We start from the raw sequence: 16,040 nt of genomic DNA on the forward strand, positions 1-16,040 counted from the left end.
GCCGATGGCCGACGCTCAGGCCCGCTTCTGTGGGTAAAGCAGCGGATCGATCTGAGCAAGCATCTCGCGTAGTTCGATGGCTCCCTCACGAACCCGTGTACTGGCGTCGAGCGCCAGAGCATCGCATGCTTTCACCGCGCTGTCCCTCTGCGCGGCGAACACCATGAAGACAGCCGTGACTGCCTCGTGGATGTAGGTACGGTGTTGAAAGTCCGCCGACAACAACGCTTCAGCGACAATCGTGAATCCTGCGGCGTCCTGTCGCCGGAGCAGCGCCTCTGTGGTCGTCCGCGTGACGAACGTGTCGTTGACATCAAGGATGAGCCGAACCAGCATCTCTCGCGATTCCGTGGCCTCGGCGAAATTCGCGAGGGAACGACCCGCGTCAGCTCGGTCTTGATAGTCGCCGCTGTCCGCGAGCTGGATCAGCGCAGTGACTACCGGGCTCCTTCGATCCTGGATCACGAAGAGATCGTTTCATACGCTCGCGCCGCTCCCACGGTGCATGGCTGGGCCACGCAACGACCGCGCACGGCAAGAGTGGACGCGTGGAGACGGCCAGAGGTGACTATGGGTAGCACCCGCTTCGCGGCAGAAGAGTACAGCCGATCTTGCGGCCCCAACTCGCCGAAGACCGTGCATGAACGACGTTGCGCGCGTGGAGTCCAGAGGCGAAGGGGGCTGATATCGTGTTCGTCGGAATCTACGCAACGATTCCATACGCCGACAAGCATTGTCGGCTACGCCAGCAGCAGTTGAGAAGGGCGTTAGTATGGCGCTATCAAATGATATAGTCTTGAATTTCCGGCGCGGCGACGAACCTAACCGCGGCCTAGTGATTGATGCTGTTCAGAGTGCCGGATTTTCCGTTGAGAATATACAGTCAGAATACGCAGTTCGTCAGAAATGGGGTCTGATACTCAAGCCGAATAACGCTATTGCAGATCTGTTCAGGCTCGATCGCGAAATACTGCTTTGGTGCACGACCTTCCCAAGCTTTCAGGCCAGAGATATAGAAGACATGCAGGCGATGCTCCAATCAAGAGGTGTACGCCTCAGTCAGAGCTTTGCAATTCTGGTTTCCAGATACGATCCGCAAACGCGAAGCAGCATCGAGGCCGAGTCGTCATTCGATACCACGATAGTGCACTGCTCTCTTGATGAGCTGCGCGCTATGCGCGGCAATGACGTTCCTGCACTTCGGCAGATTCTTTTGAGCCGTCTCTATACACGAAACTTCTACGATCTGCCGACTGCGGCGGTCCGGGCGGCGGACTTCTTCGGCCGACGATCAACGGTCGACGACATTGCTGACGAGTTGGCCAAAGGAGGCAGTCAGGTTGGAATCTTCGGCCTGCGCAAGATCGGCAAGACGAGCCTTACAAACAGGGTCATCGAGTCCGTAACACAAAGTGGAAGATGCATTATTGCGAAGATTGACCTGCAATGGATCACTGCGATCGATCCTCGGCCGGAGTATTTGCTGTGGGCCCTTGGCGAATCCATTTTCGCATCCGGACGGATAGCTCGAAATATTCGCGGATATAGGCTATTTGGGAAATTTGCAACTGCCAGTGACGCGCTAGGTCAGGGACTTTCTATTTGGGAGGAGTTCGCGCACGACATTGCGCTAGTCCTTAGGAGTACTGCGCGCAGGTTGGTGATCGCAGTCGATGAAATCGAACGTCTCATCGAACTACCCGACGGCTCAGCCTTTGTGCGAATCTGGAGAGTTCTTCGGGGATTAGATCAGCAATCGCCCGGGAGGCTGCGTTTCCTTGTCTCAGGCACTAGTCCTGAGTGTGTGGAGAATTCTATTGTCGGCGGGCAAGATAATCCTCTGTACCGATATCTATCCGTTCGATATCTAGGCCCCTTGGATGCGGCCGATGCGGCTGAACTGCTACTTAACCTGGGTGGACCGATCGGACTAAGGTGGAGTCCAGAGGCAATAGAGTATGTTGTCGAACAGACGGGCGGCCATCCGGCACTGCTACGCACAATCGGCGGCATCGTTCACGCTAGCAATTTGCCGCGTGAGAATCCCGTTACCATCGACAGGGGTGCCGCTGTTTCCGCAGCTCGTTCGCTGGTTTCGTCGGACAGCGCTGTTCTTGCGCAAATAGTCGCGTCACTCGAGGATCAATACGCAGATGAGTTTGTGATGTTAAAGCTCCTGGCCGAAGGGCAGGTCTTCAACTTTCGTAGTCTTGCATCTGATTACCGGGACGAGATGTCGCATCTTATGGGTTACGGCCTCCTGCCAAACGGTGAGACGAGCGAATTCGTCTCAATCAGACTCCTGCAAACATACTTGCAGGAGACGGCGGAGCCCCGGAAAGATATTGGCAGCGCTTCTTCAATATTGCAGCTCGGTGCGCCCGTGGGGAGATGGACGGTTATAGCAAAGTTGCGTTCTGGCGCGTTCGCGGACGTTCTCGTCGGCGAGGATGCTGACCATAACCGGGTGGCAATCAAGGCATTTCGGTCAGCACGATTTAGCTCGCTTGAGCGCGAGGTTGAGTATTTGCAGGCTTTAGATCACAATGGAATCGTCAAATTTATAGAGGCAACACGATCAAGCGATGGCGTCCCATGCCTGGTAATGGAATATCTAGAAGGGGGACCCCTATCGCAGCGTTGCAACGCGACTACTGCACCGAATCTTGATGAGTTTGTTGAGATATCAGCCGCGCTACTGGACGCACTTTCGTACATGCACCCGGCCCCAACGCCTGCCGCGGCGATGAAGTCTGAAAGGGAGGAGATAACCGCAGCAGAGTTTGAAGAATGGGAACGCGCGCGTTTGGGTATTGTTCATCGTGACATCAAGCCTGACAACATCGTCCTGACTCCGTCGAGAGGGCCCGTCCTAGTCGACTTCAACATTTCAGTGCGAGCGGCGAACCCTGTCATTACAGTCTCCGCCACACCCGGCTATTTGCCCCCAGACTTCAATGGCGTCTCCTGGACTCCTGACGTCGATATTTATCAGCTTGGTATTACTCTGGCACAGCTGGCGGCGGGTATTCAATTCGACGGTGAGAACCTGGATGATTGTCTTGAAGTCGCCGACTCCAGGCTCGGAAGTACAGCTGCAAACTGGCTTCGCACGTTGGTAGCGACAGGTGACCGGCCCTCAGCCGTATCGGCGCAGAGGGAGCTGATGAGAGCTTTTGGTAGTAGGCGCAGCGGTCAATGAGTTGATTCATACTGATTTAGGAATGCCACATGAGCGCCTGTACGGCGTGCTCATCTCGGCAGATCCGCGCACTCACGGTCAGATCTCGTCACGATCATCTGCACGGAGAGTGAACGGGCTCCTCAGCTACCGCCCGGCGTCACAAGTGGTAGAGATCCACAAGTGGTGCCGATTCTCGCGAACATCTCGGCCCGCGCGGCGCCGGCAAGGTCGCGCCGAAAGTCGCGAACATATGGCGCCAAAACTCGCGGACGAAGCCACCCATTGCTCCGGATCACCGCGGCCCTATGGCGCGCCAAAGTCGAAAGCATCTGATCCGTAGCATGATTCAGGCGCCTCGACGATCGATAGCCGCCTCTGGAACGTGCTGATTTAGTCGCGCCCGTACTGACATGGTCGTCGACATCCGATCACCCACCGATCACCACGCCACGCCATCACACTCTGTGAACACGCCTGAAACGCTGCCGGTTGGTTCAGACTGAGAGGCCCATCCAGGCGGGCAGACAGCGTCGACGCAAGCTACTTGTCGATCGCTTCGCTAGTGCGGATGGCGGTGTAGATGTAGCGCCAGCGCTCCTTGGTGCGTGGTGGATCGCCGCGAAACTGGATCGCGCTGAGCATGCGGACGTCGGCTTCGGGAAGACCGTCTTCTTCGGCGTACTCACGAAGGCTATCGGGGACATCGGTAGCGGCTGCGGGGAGAATCTTCCTGCCAAGCAGGTCCGACATCGTCACCCCGAGCACCTTGGCGATGGCGTAGAGGCTCTCCGCCGACGGCCTCCGAGCCGCCGGATCGTTTTCTAGGGTCGACAAATAGCCCTTGCTGACATCCGACTGCTCGGCGAGCTGGCTCAGGCTGAGCCCTCGCTCCAGCCGATATTTGCGGATTCGACCCCCCACGCTGCCCGCGTCCGTATGAGCTGGGCGATCAGTGGAGTCAGCGTCCATGGCCGGAGCCCGAGCCTACCGCGGTGATCAGGGCAAGTACTCGCATATGCCGCTCTCCTCGACTGCCGGTGTACGGATACTGGCCGGCGCTGATTCGGACTCGTGTCGTCTTGTGGGTCGCGACGTTTTGCAGGGAGGTAATTTCGTCGACCGATTCGCCGCCTAACGCCCGACCGAAGGGACTGTCGTCGGACACGGATTTGTGCTTTGGCAGGTATAGCCGCTGCCTGTCGTTTGACTTGACGGATTGCACCCGCAGCGCCGGTTCGGCGTCGGGCTGGCTGGGTTTACACGCTGGTTCGAGGATCAGCAGCATGGTGGGTTCGGCGCGCAAGGACACGAGTCGCCGAGCGGTCGCCTCTAGGCTCGCGTCGTAGCGGTCCGCGAGGTCCTCGACTAGCCGTACCGTTGCGCCGTTACCGGCAATATCGGCCTTAAAGGTGGCCCTGGGAAAGAGCAGTTCGGCGGCTCCGAGGTCGCACAGCGTCTCGATGCCGACATCGCGCTTCGGCGTTTCGTCCGGTGGCGTGGCGGGGTCACAGCGGTACTGCGCGACCGAGGTGAAACCGGGCATGTAGGTGTGTTTCACCTCATGGAAGGCGGTGAAACGCTTCTTTCCGGCAGGGTCCCGTCGGCGCAGCGTCATTCGCAGGCCAGCCGGCCCAGGCACGAGGCAGCCGGCCCAAGGAATATCTCCCTCGGCGATCTCGGCGATGTCACGCATCGAGGCGATGATCTCATGGCTGACCGGAGGCTGCATGGCGAGTTCGTCGAGGGTCCGCTGGGCGAGTCTGATCACCAGCTGAGCATCCGGCGCTCCGGGCGCCTCCAGCCGGGCGAGCTCAAGCTCGGAGAGTGACGCGCGCATCTGTTCCCCACCCAGAGTCGTAGGTTCCCGATCGAGAACGTATCATCGTTCCCGATCAGGAACACTCGGCTCCTGATAGCGAACGAGTCGATGTCCGACCGCACGCCGGTCGAATCGGCGGAGATGGAGTCTGACGTGGGCGAGGTTCTTCCAGATCTTGGGGCGGTCTTCTGGCCGGTCGGCACGGGCGACAGCTCGACGGTTGTAGTCACCGACGAGGTGTTGGTGCAGGTCGACCTGAACGACCGCGCGAAGGCCGATGATGACGACACGCCTGAGGTTCCAGTCGTAGATCTGCTGGTGGAGGCGTTGCCCACCGGTCCGGATGGCCGGCCCTTTCTGGCGGCATTTGTGCTGACGCACGCGGACAAGGATCATTGCAGCGGCTTCGCCGACCTACTGGACAAGGCGACGATCGGTGAGCTGTGGGCTACTCCGCGCATGTGGCGTGAGTACCTCGACGACGGCGAGGATGTCGAGTTGTGCGAGGACGCAAAGGTCTTCCACGAGGAGGTCAAGCGTCGCGTCGAGGCGGTGAAGAAGGCAATCGCCGACGACGATGGGATCGCGCTGGGGGACCGTGTCCTCGTGGTCGGCTACGACACCGACGAGCAGAAGCACGCCTACCACGACCTCCCGGAAGAGTACCTGCTGAAGCCGGGGATCAGCGTCACCAAAATCAACGGCGTTGACCAGGCCGGTCGGTTCGAGGCCTTCATCCATGCGCCGTTCAAGGACGACTGCGCCGCCAAGCGCAACGAGACCTCGCTGTCTCTGCAAATCACCCTCACCGAGGACGGAGGCCGGGACGGCAAGGTCTTGCTGTTCGGGGATCTGGCGTACGAGACGATCATGAAGATCTTCGAGTACAGCGAGGACCACGGCAGAGAGCAGTATCTGGAGTGGAATCTCTTGCTGGCTCCTCATCACTGCTCCAAGCACGTCATGTACGTGCGTGAGGGCGGCAAGGACATCCTGAAGACCGACATCCTCGAAGCTTTCGAGCGACACGCCCGCGACGGCTCGGTGGTCGTCGCGAGTAGCCACCTCATCCCTGCCGCGGATGTCGACGGCGCCAACCCACCCCACAAGAAGGCAGCCGATCGATACAAGGACTACTTCGACCGGTTCATCTGCACGATGGAGTGGCCCTCCGTCGAGGACCCATCGCCAGTCGTCCTGGGCGTTGACGAGAACGGCGCACAGATAGTCGAGGATGAGGTCATCGAGCTCTCCGCCAAGAGAACAGAGGCCGCAAGGGCCGCTGGCCGGAAGCTCAGGCGGTTGTCCGAGGTCGCGGCAGCCGCCACCGCCGCAGGCCGATACGCGGGAGGCGTGGTGTCGATCTCCGAGACTGCGGGCATGACCGGCGCCGATCGGGTCCAGGCCGCCATCAAGGCCGACCGCGGCTCTGACGCCGCGCCCACCACCGCCGTCGGGTTCGGGCGTGAGCGCTGACGGCGCCGACCTCGCCCGCCGTCAGCTGCGCGACCTAGTCGAGGTAGCTGACGGCGCGGTCGAGGTACTCGAGGAGTGGACGAACGCCGCAGGGAATACCGCGTTCACTATCTCGCTGGATACCTCCGGGCTCGAGCATGCGCCGGCCGGAATCGCGGTACGCGACAGGGAGCGCTTCAAGGTCATCATCATGGACGGCTTCCCGTTCGCGCCTCCGATCGTCTTCTCGGTTCACGAGCGCTGGGCAGGTACGCCCCACGTCCAATGGGGAAACTATCTATGCCTCTACGCCGTGCCGTCGGTTGAATGGAACCCAGCGGACGGCATGCGCGGGTTCATCGGCCGGCTGTCGAAGTGGATCGAGAACGCAGCTGCCGGAACCCTCGACCCTGACGGCCAGCCGCTGCATCCACCGGCGGTCTATACGAGTGCCGACGCTGGTCGGCTGCTGGTTCACCCGAATTTGGGCGACCTAGTGCCCTGGTCTGCGGACGGATCCGGCAGCGACGTCGGCACGCTGGTGGCCTGGTGCTCGGTGAACGGCGACCGCAAGCGTGTCGACGTCCTGGAGTGGGTGGACTTGGACTCGGCAGTGGGTCGAGCCGAGGACGCTGCCTTCGAAGTGTTCCACCGCGGCAGACCCCTGATCGCTATCCCGGTCGTCCTGATGCCAGACCAGCTCGGATTCGAGTACCCGACGGACGTGAAGTCGCTCAGCGCTGGGCTCTCCGAGTCCGGCTACGACCGGATCACTCTACTGAACGACCTGGCGGTGTGTACACACGTCAACAGAAAGTTGCGGGCTCGGCAGGTCGAGCGCGATGCGAAAGCTGCGGGAAACACCTGGGACGAGACCCCCGACGACGGGGCACCGCTGTTCACGGCCATGCTCGTCGGCACTCCCTCTCGGCGTGTCGAGGGAGACGTGCGCCTGGCCCACCTGGCCGCGTGGAAGCTGGACGCGCTGAGCGGGAGGGTCACCGACCTGTTCGCGCAGATCCGCGACCTGCGGGCGTCGAAAGAGTCTGCCAAGCTTCAAGACGAGGTCCGTGACCTGGCCTTCAGCCTGTTCGACTCCTCGCGTATCGCCTGGATGGACATCATGGAGACCCGGCCCGAGGTCACCCGGCGGCGCGACCAGGACACCCCGTCGAGATGGCTTGCCGGCCGGCGCCTCCTCGTGCTCGGGTCGGGGGCGCTCGGCGCGCCAGTTTCGGAGCTGTGCGTTCGGGCTGGTGTGAAGGAATTGACCGTCGCCGACTCCGCAGTGGTGAAACCGGGGATCCTGGTCCGGCAGCCGTACACCGACGCCGACATCGGTCGCGGGAAGGCCCGCGCGCTTGCGAGCCGCCTGTCCGCCATCCGCGACGACCTTGATGTCGAGCCGTCACACGGAAACGTCCGCACCAAGTTCTTCGCCCCGGATCAGGACCTGAGCGCGTACGACCTGATCATCGATGCGACGGCCGACGCGTCGGTCCGCTCCGCCATCGAGTTGGCCCGAAAACACGCCGCCGTGCGACCACCGTTGGTCACGATGGTCATCGGACACAACGCCGAACGCGGGCTGGTCACCACGAACCTGCCGGCGGCGACCGGCGCGGCAGCCGACACCTTCCGCAAGGTGTCGCTCCTGGCCGCGTCGAAGACGGCAGAGTGGGTCGACGTAGGCGACGATCTGTTCCCAGCGACTCCCCGCACAAAGTTGTTCTTCCCGGAGCCCGGCTGCTCCTCGCCGACCTTTGTCGGCTCGGCAGCGCAATCGACCGCGCTCGCCGGGATGATGCTCCACGAGGCGCTGATGGTCCTCCACGCGGCTGACCAAGGGCGACGGGATACAGAAAGCGGCGAGCAGGTGTCCTTCGCCTCCGCTGTCAGGATGGGCGCGGCGGCCACAATGGGCACCTCGCGGGTGAGCTGGCCGGCCGATGTCGTGGGGACTGATGAGTCGGGAGAGTACGAGGTCCGGGTGAGCGGAACAGCGCTCGCCGAGGCTCGCGCCGAGGTGCGGCGCGGGGATCGGATTCGGGCACCGGAGATCGAGACTGGCGGGATGCTTCTCGGAGCGTTCGATGACGCGACCGGCATTGTGTACGTCGACAAGGTCACCGGTCCGCCGCCGGACAGCTACCTGTCCGCGACGTACTTCCACCACGGTGTCGAAGGCACGCAGGAACGCGTCAGCGCCGAGGTCAGACTCACCGCGAGCACCTGCGGGTTCGTCGGCTTCTGGCACACCCATCCCTTCGGATACGCGCACCCGAGTCCGACGGATGAACAGGGCATGGCGTCGATCGTTGCTCCGGACGGGACCACTCGCCGGGCGTTGATGATGATCCTGGGCGGCGACGAGGCAAACTGGCGTGGATGGCGCAACGGTGACGTCGGAGCCCGACCCGACATCTACCTCAAGGTCGTGCCGCGCTCAGACGGCCCGATCGTCAGCGGGCATCCCGGATATGTGGGCGGCCTGCATCTCCAACAGCTACCCGACGGTTGGTACTTTCGCGGCGGAACCGGCACGCCCACACGGATACGCCACGGCGCCGCGGCGGTTACAGGACCAGTCGTTCGCTCACCATCCTGGTGGCCATGGCGCAGGAGGCGCCCGTGAGTACAGCGGCCGAGCGCCCGCGAGTGGGACTGGCGTTCTCAGGCGGCGGATTTCGTGCCACCGCGTTCGGGCTCGGAGCGCTACGAGCGCTCCATGACCGCGGAGTCCTGCCTGACGTGCAAGTCGTCTCAGGAATCAGCGGCGGTAGCTTGCTGACGGCGATGTGGGCCTACGGACCCGAGGACTTCGGGGAATTCGACTCGACCGTCGCCGACCTCCTCCGTCGTGGCCTGCAAATGGAACTCGCCATGCGCACCTTCACGCCACGCAGAACGATGGCCAACATCCTCAGCGCCACGTCTGCGGCGCTGCCCGGCGGAAAGAACCGCCCTCGCCGGAGCACCCGAACCGAAGCACTCGTCGATGCCCTTGCCGCCCGGCCCTTCGGCGTCAAGAAGATGACCGAGGTCACCCACCCCACGTTGAGCACCGTCCTCTCGGCAACGGACCTGTCCACCGGCAATGCCGTCCGGTTCGGCAGCGACGTGTCCTCCTGTTCCCCACACGGCACGATCATCGAACCGGTGCCGGTCGCGGACGCGGTCGCCGCCTCAGCTGCATTCCCGGTCCTCTTGCCGCAGTTGAACCGCACCTACACCTTCACCCGGACCGACGGCACTCAGCACATCAAAACAATGTTGATGACCGACGGAGGCGTCTACGACAACCTCGGTCTCAGCCCGCTGCTCCCAGGACGATCGAGGCAATACACCAGTCACGTGTACGACCTGGACTACCTGATCGCGGTCGACGCCGGACCCGGCCGGACAGCACCCCTGGCACCGAACTTCATGCTGGGCAGACTCAAACGGAGCTTCGAGATCGCACACACGCGCAACCAGGACGGCTCCCGCGCCCGGGTCCACGAACTGGCGGCTGCCCGGCATGTGAAGGGATTCGTTTACTCCTACCTCGGGATGCATGACGCCCGCGTCCCAATCCCGATCGTAGATCTTGTCGAGCGTCAGCAGGTGGCCGGCTACCCGACCAACTTCGCCCGGATGTCACCCACGGACCTGGAGGCCATAGCCACCCGCGGCGAGCAACTTACGCGCACCCTCATCGAGTTCTACTGCCCCGCACTCGGGGCTTGAACAGCCAGCGCGATCACTATCCGAACTGGGTATTTGCGATCACTTTGTCGGCGCCGTCGTCGGTGCGAAGCTCGCCATGGTGTGCTTCAGCGGCTGATCCCAACGCATTCGGTCGGACTCGGGGCAAGCCCAGATGACCACCATGGTGCGCGATGCCTGCACGATCCCGCGTTCTGCATAGGCCCCGGATCTGCCGTCCGCGCCGATGCAGATGTAGCTGTAGCTGTCGTCGTTGAGCTCGGCGCGGTCGACGTAGCCACCGACCATGGTCAGCTGATTGTGGCATTGGTCGAGCTGGTCCGCCGCTGTGGAGCCGGTCGTCGGTGGCGACGAGCACCTCGACGGCGGCACCTGAACGTGCGCGGCCAGCGTCGCGCCGGTTACCGACTGTCGTCGTTGTCCGCTCGACCACGCCAGAGGGTGAGGTTGCTCTGGAAGGTCTGGGTGTCGCGGTGGTCGGGTCCCAGGACGCGCACGATGTCGTTGAGTATCTGCTCGTGTGCAGTGACCGCGCCGACCGGGTCTCCGGCTTCGCCGCGGCAATGCGCAAGGTTGGCGCGAGTGGTCAGGGTGTAGGGGTGGTCGGGTCCCAAGATCCGCAGCCAGTCCTCCAGCAGCTGCTCGTAATCGGTGAGGGCGCCGGCCGGATCTCCGGCCGCGCGTCGCCAGGATGCGAGGCTATTGCGGGTGACCAGGCTGGTCGGGTGGTCGGGTCCCAGGACCCGCAGGACGTCGTCGAGCAGCTGCTCGAAGGCGAGGACAGCGCCGGCGGGGTCTCCGATCTCGCCCCGCAGGCGGGCGAGGTTGGCGCGGACGCTCAGGGTGAGAGGGTGGTCGGGGCCCAAAACCCGCAGGGTGTCTTCGAGTAGGTCCACGAAGGCAAGTCCGGCGCCGGCCGGGTTTCCGGCTTCGCCGCGGCGTTGCGCAAGGTTGGCGCGGGTGGTCAGGGTGAGAGGGTGGTCGGGGCCCAAAACCCGCAGCCGGTCCTCCAGTAGCTGCTCGTATTCGGTGACGGCACCGGCGAGGTCTCCGCTCTCGGCCATCCATAGGGCGAGGTTGTGGCGGGTGGTCAGGGTGTCGGGATGGTCAGATCCCAAGACCCGCAGGGAGTCGTCGAGCAGCGCCAGGAGGATGAGTGTGGCGCGCGGCGGGTCTCCGGCCTCTCCCTGCCAGGTGGCGAGGTTGTTGTAGATGGTCAAGGTGGCCGGGTGATCGGGTCCCCAGATCCGCAGCCAATCCTCCAGCAGCTGCTCGTAATCGGTGACGGCTCCGGCCGGATCTCCGGCCGCGCCTCGCCACGATGCGAGGTTGTTGCGGGTGGCCAGGCTGGTCGGGTGGTCGGGTCCCAGGACCCGCAGGACGTCGTCGAGCAGCTCCTCGTAGGCGAGGACAGCGCCGGCGGGGTCTCCGGCTTCGCCTCGCCAACGCGCCAGGTTGCTGCGGGCGGTCAGGGTGTCGGGGTGATCGCGTCCTAGAACGGGCAGGATGTCGTTGAGCAACTGCTCGCAAGCGATGACGGCAGTGGATACCAATCCGACCTTGCCGAGGCTATCCGTCGCTCCGAACAGCACCGGATGGATGCCATTGCTGGTGCCAAGGGGAATGTTGGCGTTCAAGGCGGTGGTGTTGGCACGTAGTGCTTGGGCGTGCGCCACGTCGCGTTCCACCGGTGGCCAGACTTCGAGCAGGGCGTCGGCGGCGGTGGCGGCCAGCGCGGACTGGTGGCCGGGGTTCGTGTTGTCGCGGACGGCGCGTTGCAGCACGGCGTGTATCCGGGCGGTGGTGGTGGGTTCGTCGACGGTGAGCAGGCTGAAGCGGTGCAGGATGTGCAGGGCGTCGTCGAGGTCGTCGGGGTCCACCGGCCGGTCGAGCCGTTGGGCGCAGTATGTGGCTGCCGCGTCGGTGGTGAATATTTCGGCGGGGATGCCGTTGGGGTCGAGCAGGGCGGCCAGTTCGAGGACGGGCCGGGCCAGGCCGGCCGGTGCGAGTTGGTCGGCGCGCTGGATGGACAGGGTCCAGGTGGCGGCGACGATGTCGCGGTGCTGGTCCGGCAGGGCGTCCGGGGCGAGGTCGGCGAGTCGGCGACGTTGGTCGGCCAGCAGGGTTCGGTAGCGGGCGCAGGTCATCCGGGGGCCGCGGTCGAGGATGTAGGCGGCGGCCTGCGACAGCGCCAGGGGCAGGTGGCCGAGATCGGCGGCGAGGTCGGCGGCCTCTTCCAGGCGTTGCGGCTGTTGTTTGAGTTTGTTGTGCAGGTAGGCCACGGCCTGGTCTGGCGTGAACACGTCGACGTCGATGAGGTGCCGGCCGGACAGCAGGGCGGTGTCGCGGCGGCGGGTGGTGACCACGGTGTGCCCGCCGGTGGTGGTCGGGGGCCACAGTCCGGTTAGGTCGTTGGGGTCGTCGAGGTTGTCCAGCACGATCAGCCAACGCCGCTGATGCGGTTCGTTCAGCCAGCCCAGGAACCTCGCCGCGGCTTGGTCGGGTTCGGCATCGTCGATACCGGTGATCCGGGCGGCGGCGTCGGCGTACCCGGTCAGGATCGCGGTCCGCGAGGTGGCAGTGATCCACACGATCAGATCCACGTGCCCGTTGTCCCACAGCCGATGGGCCAGGGCCGCGGCAAGCTGGGTTTTGCCCACGCCACCGAGGCCGGCGAGGACCTGACAGAGGACCACGGTTTGCCCTCCGTGGGCAACAGCGTCGGCGAGGTCACGGTCGGCGGGCCGGTCGACGCGCTGGATGGCCAGCGCCGGTAGGGCGCCGACGAGGACCGGCCAGTGGACCGGCGCGCGGCTGTGAACGGTGACCGGGCCGTGGAAGATGCCAGTCGGGCCATGCGCGTCGCGGATAGAGATACCGGGCTGATCGGTTGCCTCGCCGGCAGTGGGCTGCCCTAGCCGACTGCCGGCGGCGTCGGGGGGATCGGCAGCGCCTGATGGAACGTCACCGGGGCATGGAACTCGCCGATCGCCCCGTAGTTCGTTTCAACGTCGATGTGCAAGGCCCGTGCCTTGTCCGGATCGGCCGCCGCGAGCAGCCGCCGCGCGACCTCCAAGATCTGCTCGTCATCGGCCGCACCGGACTGGGCCAGCGCATCACCGATACGGGCCTGCCACGCGCCCGGCTCGGTCTCGTCGACTTCTAACGCCTGCGCGACCCGACCGTCGTGGCTGCCCAGACGCTGCTTGAGCAGCGCTTTCAGCCCGGAATAGGCGTCCTTCACCGCCGCGGACGCCGCGTCCTTCACCCCGACGCCCGCACCGGCCGCCAGCGCCGCCGTGATCACCTCAACCGCCGACATGATCCACTCCCACCGATCGATGATGCCTCATTCTGACCGACAGACACCACCCCATCACATGCGAGAGCTTCTCGCGCTTGTGTAACGGCTCCACCGGCCGCCGGCGTTGACGACCTGGCGGGCCGTCGTGGTCTGGTGGAAGCCGAGGGCATCGGCGATGACCGGTGCCGGAGCTTGGAGCACGAGCTGCCGCAGCGCGGAAACGCGGGCCTCAACCAGCGGGAACCCGAGTTCACGCAGCCGCCGGTGTAGGGTGCTGTAGGCAAGGGACTGGCCGGGATGCCGCCCGGGGAACAGCCACGCGGTGCCGGAACTGGCGGAGCGTCGGCGACCTGCTCGAGCAGCGCGTCGAACGGTGCGGGCACCGGGCTGGATGGCTCGCCGAGGCGGATGCGGAGCTGGCCGTCGATGGTGGTCAGGTCGTCGGTGGTCAGGCGGACGATCCGGCTCAGCGGCTGGGCATGCAGCAGCAGGCAGGCGGCGGCCCGACTCGTTGCGGGTGCCGTGTAGTCGGTGAGGTAGCGGCGGAGCAGAGCCAGACGGCGTTGCTGGGTGAACGAGGCCGCTGTCTGGTAGGTCAGCCGGGGCGCGGTCAGGTTGCGGGGAAGATGACCGTGGCCGATGGCCCAGATAAGGAACCCGCGGATGTTGTGGCGCTGGTGGACCCGGTGTTCGCCGTACCAGGTGTCGATGTGGGCTTGAGTGACGGCGCGGGGAGAGATGCCAGGCTGGTGCAGCCAGGTGAGGAACGCCTGGGCCTGGGTGAATTGATGGGTGACGTACTGCTTGGCGGTGGCTCGCAGGGGTCGGCGGGCCGCGTCGGCGCGGACGCGGGGGAGGTGGTGCCACAACGCGAACTGGCGCAGGACCTGTTCGTGCGGGTGGTCAGCAACGGCAGCGAGCCGGCGGCGTAACCACGACTCGATGTCTGCTAGGTGCCGGTCGACGGGCGGAAGCAGGCCGCAGCAATCGGGGAGACCAACAGGTCGATGACCTGCCCGTACTGGTCGATCGCCCGATAGACGTAGCGCCAAACTCCGTTGACCTTCACGTAAGTCTCGTCGACGAACCGGCGGTCGCCCGGCGTGTGCCGGGCGGACCGGGCGGCGTCGGCCGGCAGCACAGTGAATCGCTGCATCCACCGGTAGACCGTGACGTGGTCGACCTCGATCCGGCGTTCGGCGAGCAGTTCCTCGACGTCGCGGTAGGACAGGCCGTGGCGCAGGTACCAGCGCACCGCCACCACGATCACCTCGGCCGGGAACCGGAACCCGGCAAACGCCGAGCGGGGAGGTGACCAAAGACGCGGCCGAGCGGCATGCTTCACCGAGCAAGCCTTGAACACTCCGGCCAGTGAACGCAACAGACCCGGCCGGAGTGTGCCGGTACTCGGGCAACACGGCAAGGGACGCGTCTCGCGTGTGCGTCACGGCGATCCGAATCCGAACGTCGCTCGCGTGCCAGGCCCGCGAATGTGTTCGCGGGTGCGTACTAACGAGGTGCGCCGGTCGCCGCTACGGTTACTCGCCGTGACGATCAGCGGCGACGGCCTCCGGGATGACCCGCCGGTGATCATGTCCGCCACCCTGCCGGTCGAACCGGCCCTGTTCCGTACCCACGCCGGAAACCTGGATGCGGTGCGGGAACTGCTCGGCGAAACCCGGAACACCAGCCGGCAGATCGAGGACCAGCAGGCGTTCGGGCCGCTGTGCGCATCGATCCTGACCAGCCTGGCCGACCGCTATGACCGCTACCAGGAGCAACTGGAGTATCTCGAGGAAAACCTGCTTCTGATGGTCCAGAGCCTCCACCGCGTCGCCGACGGCACAACGCAGCTCAAACACATCGTCCGCCGCGACGACGACGTGGCGACAACGGACGGGACACCGCTCGTCGAGGGCCCCTCCCACTCCCTGCACGGGCTCATGGACACCGTTATCACCAGAGTGCGCAATCGGGAATGGGTAGAGCCGCAGCTCGCGGACGCCGCACCGGTGGCGGAGTTCGCGGCGCCGGTCGACGAGCTGACCGCCGCGCTACGCGCCGGCGGGCTGCGCTACGCGATGACCTGCGTGGGCCCGCTACGCCGGTTGCTGGACGAGCTCACCGGAGCACCGGGTGTCGCCGCCTCACACGCCGCGATCTGGCACACCGTCAGCGCTGATCTCCAGCAGCTCAGCGTCTTCCTCCACCAATCTCTCGATCAGGATCTACCACGGCGAGACCGGTTGGACATCCGCTCATACCGGGCGCGCATGGCCTACAACATCGAAGCTCTGATCGGCTGCGCCGAGATCGCCGAGGCCATGGCCGTCATCGTCAAGGCGGCCGGCGACCTGATCCTGCTGACCCGCGACATCATCCGCGGCATCATCGGCAACCTGTTCGCCGACGTCATCGTCTGGGCGCTCGACAGCAGCACCGTCACCACCCGCCCGGTACTGGCAGTACGGCTCGGCACCGTCGCGGCCACGACATGGCGTATCGACACCTACATCACGGCCTGCACCGACAGCATCACTACGCTCACCCGGATCCTCGATGGCTGACCC

The 16,040-nt window shown here is 64.5% G+C and carries 12 protein-coding genes and 1 pseudogene; 6 read left to right on the forward strand and 7 right to left on the reverse strand.

The window, feature by feature from the left end:
* Positions 1-15 precede the first annotated feature (15 nt).
* Positions 16-465 (reverse strand): hypothetical protein, encoded by a 450-nt coding sequence (locus ACIA5D_RS27090; protein WP_396033013.1) that lies wholly within the window; start codon positions 463-465, stop codon positions 16-18.
* A gap of 331 nt (positions 466-796) precedes the next feature.
* On the opposite strand from ACIA5D_RS27090, the gene ACIA5D_RS27095 reads away from it, so the two are divergent.
* A complete protein-coding gene (locus ACIA5D_RS27095) occupies positions 797-3,202 on the forward strand; it encodes a phosphotransferase (RefSeq protein WP_396033014.1) in 2,406 nt (801 codons plus the stop codon).
* A gap of 522 nt (positions 3,203-3,724) precedes the next feature.
* On the opposite strand, the gene ACIA5D_RS27100 is transcribed toward ACIA5D_RS27095, so the two are convergent.
* On the reverse strand, positions 3,725-4,153 hold the full coding sequence (locus tag ACIA5D_RS27100) for a helix-turn-helix domain-containing protein (RefSeq protein ID WP_396033015.1): 429 nt from the start codon (positions 4,151-4,153) through the stop codon (positions 3,725-3,727).
* Positions 4,143-5,021, reverse strand: coding sequence for an ImmA/IrrE family metallo-endopeptidase (locus tag ACIA5D_RS27105; protein WP_396033016.1), 879 nt, complete (start codon positions 5,019-5,021; stop codon positions 4,143-4,145). The genes ACIA5D_RS27100 and ACIA5D_RS27105 overlap by 11 nt, the downstream gene beginning before the upstream one ends.
* A 90-nt stretch (positions 5,022-5,111) precedes the next feature.
* Between ACIA5D_RS27105 and ACIA5D_RS27110 the strand changes: the two genes are divergently transcribed.
* Genes ACIA5D_RS27110 through ACIA5D_RS27120 form a run of 3 tightly spaced genes read left to right on the forward strand, consistent with a single transcriptional unit; the run spans position 5,112 to position 10,187 of the window.
* Positions 5,112-6,479, forward strand: coding sequence for a hypothetical protein (locus ACIA5D_RS27110; protein ID WP_396033017.1), 1,368 nt, complete (start codon positions 5,112-5,114; stop codon positions 6,477-6,479).
* The gene (locus ACIA5D_RS27115; protein WP_396033018.1) at positions 6,469-9,093 is read left to right on the forward strand and encodes a ThiF family adenylyltransferase; all 2,625 of its coding nucleotides are present in this window, start codon (positions 6,469-6,471) and stop codon (positions 9,091-9,093) included. Before ACIA5D_RS27110 ends, ACIA5D_RS27115 begins: the two co-directional genes overlap by 11 nt.
* Positions 9,072-10,187, forward strand: coding sequence for a patatin-like phospholipase family protein (locus tag ACIA5D_RS27120; protein ID WP_396033019.1), 1,116 nt, complete (start codon positions 9,072-9,074; stop codon positions 10,185-10,187). The genes ACIA5D_RS27115 and ACIA5D_RS27120 overlap by 22 nt, the downstream gene beginning before the upstream one ends.
* 39 nt (positions 10,188-10,226) lie before the next feature.
* On the opposite strand, the gene ACIA5D_RS27125 is transcribed toward ACIA5D_RS27120, so the two are convergent.
* The 3 genes from ACIA5D_RS27125 to ACIA5D_RS27135 form a co-directional block, all read right to left on the reverse strand.
* On the reverse strand, positions 10,227-10,454 hold the full coding sequence (locus tag ACIA5D_RS27125; RefSeq protein WP_396033020.1) for a hypothetical protein: 228 nt from the start codon (positions 10,452-10,454) through the stop codon (positions 10,227-10,229).
* 113 nt (positions 10,455-10,567) lie between these two features.
* Positions 10,568-12,862 carry an FxSxx-COOH system tetratricopeptide repeat protein gene (fxsT, locus tag ACIA5D_RS27130; protein ID WP_396033021.1) on the reverse strand — a complete coding sequence of 765 codons (2,295 nt, stop codon included), beginning with the start codon at positions 12,860-12,862 and terminating at the stop codon, positions 10,568-10,570.
* Between the two features lie 218 nt (positions 12,863-13,080).
* A complete protein-coding gene (locus tag ACIA5D_RS27135; protein ID WP_396033022.1) occupies positions 13,081-13,488 on the reverse strand; it encodes a hypothetical protein in 408 nt (135 codons plus the stop codon).
* A 608-nt stretch (positions 13,489-14,096) separates the two neighbouring features.
* On the opposite strand from ACIA5D_RS27135, the gene ACIA5D_RS27140 reads away from it, so the two are divergent.
* Positions 14,097-14,402, forward strand: coding sequence for a hypothetical protein (locus tag ACIA5D_RS27140; RefSeq protein WP_396033023.1), 306 nt, complete (start codon positions 14,097-14,099; stop codon positions 14,400-14,402).
* Between the two features lie 59 nt (positions 14,403-14,461).
* On the opposite strand, the pseudogene ACIA5D_RS27145 reads toward ACIA5D_RS27140, so the two are convergent.
* Positions 14,462-14,815 (reverse strand): annotated as a pseudogene (locus ACIA5D_RS27145) (IS6 family transposase); the annotation flags it as partial.
* Between the two features lie 10 nt (positions 14,816-14,825).
* Here ACIA5D_RS27145 and ACIA5D_RS27150 point away from each other — a divergent pair.
* Entirely contained in the window at positions 14,826-16,037 is a 1,212-nt protein-coding gene (locus tag ACIA5D_RS27150) for a hypothetical protein (RefSeq protein WP_396033025.1), read from the forward strand.
* Positions 16,038-16,040 lie beyond the last annotated feature (3 nt).

The organism is Actinoplanes sp. NPDC051513, from assembly GCF_044454685.1.
Lineage (GTDB): Bacteria > Actinomycetota > Actinomycetes > Mycobacteriales > Micromonosporaceae > Actinoplanes.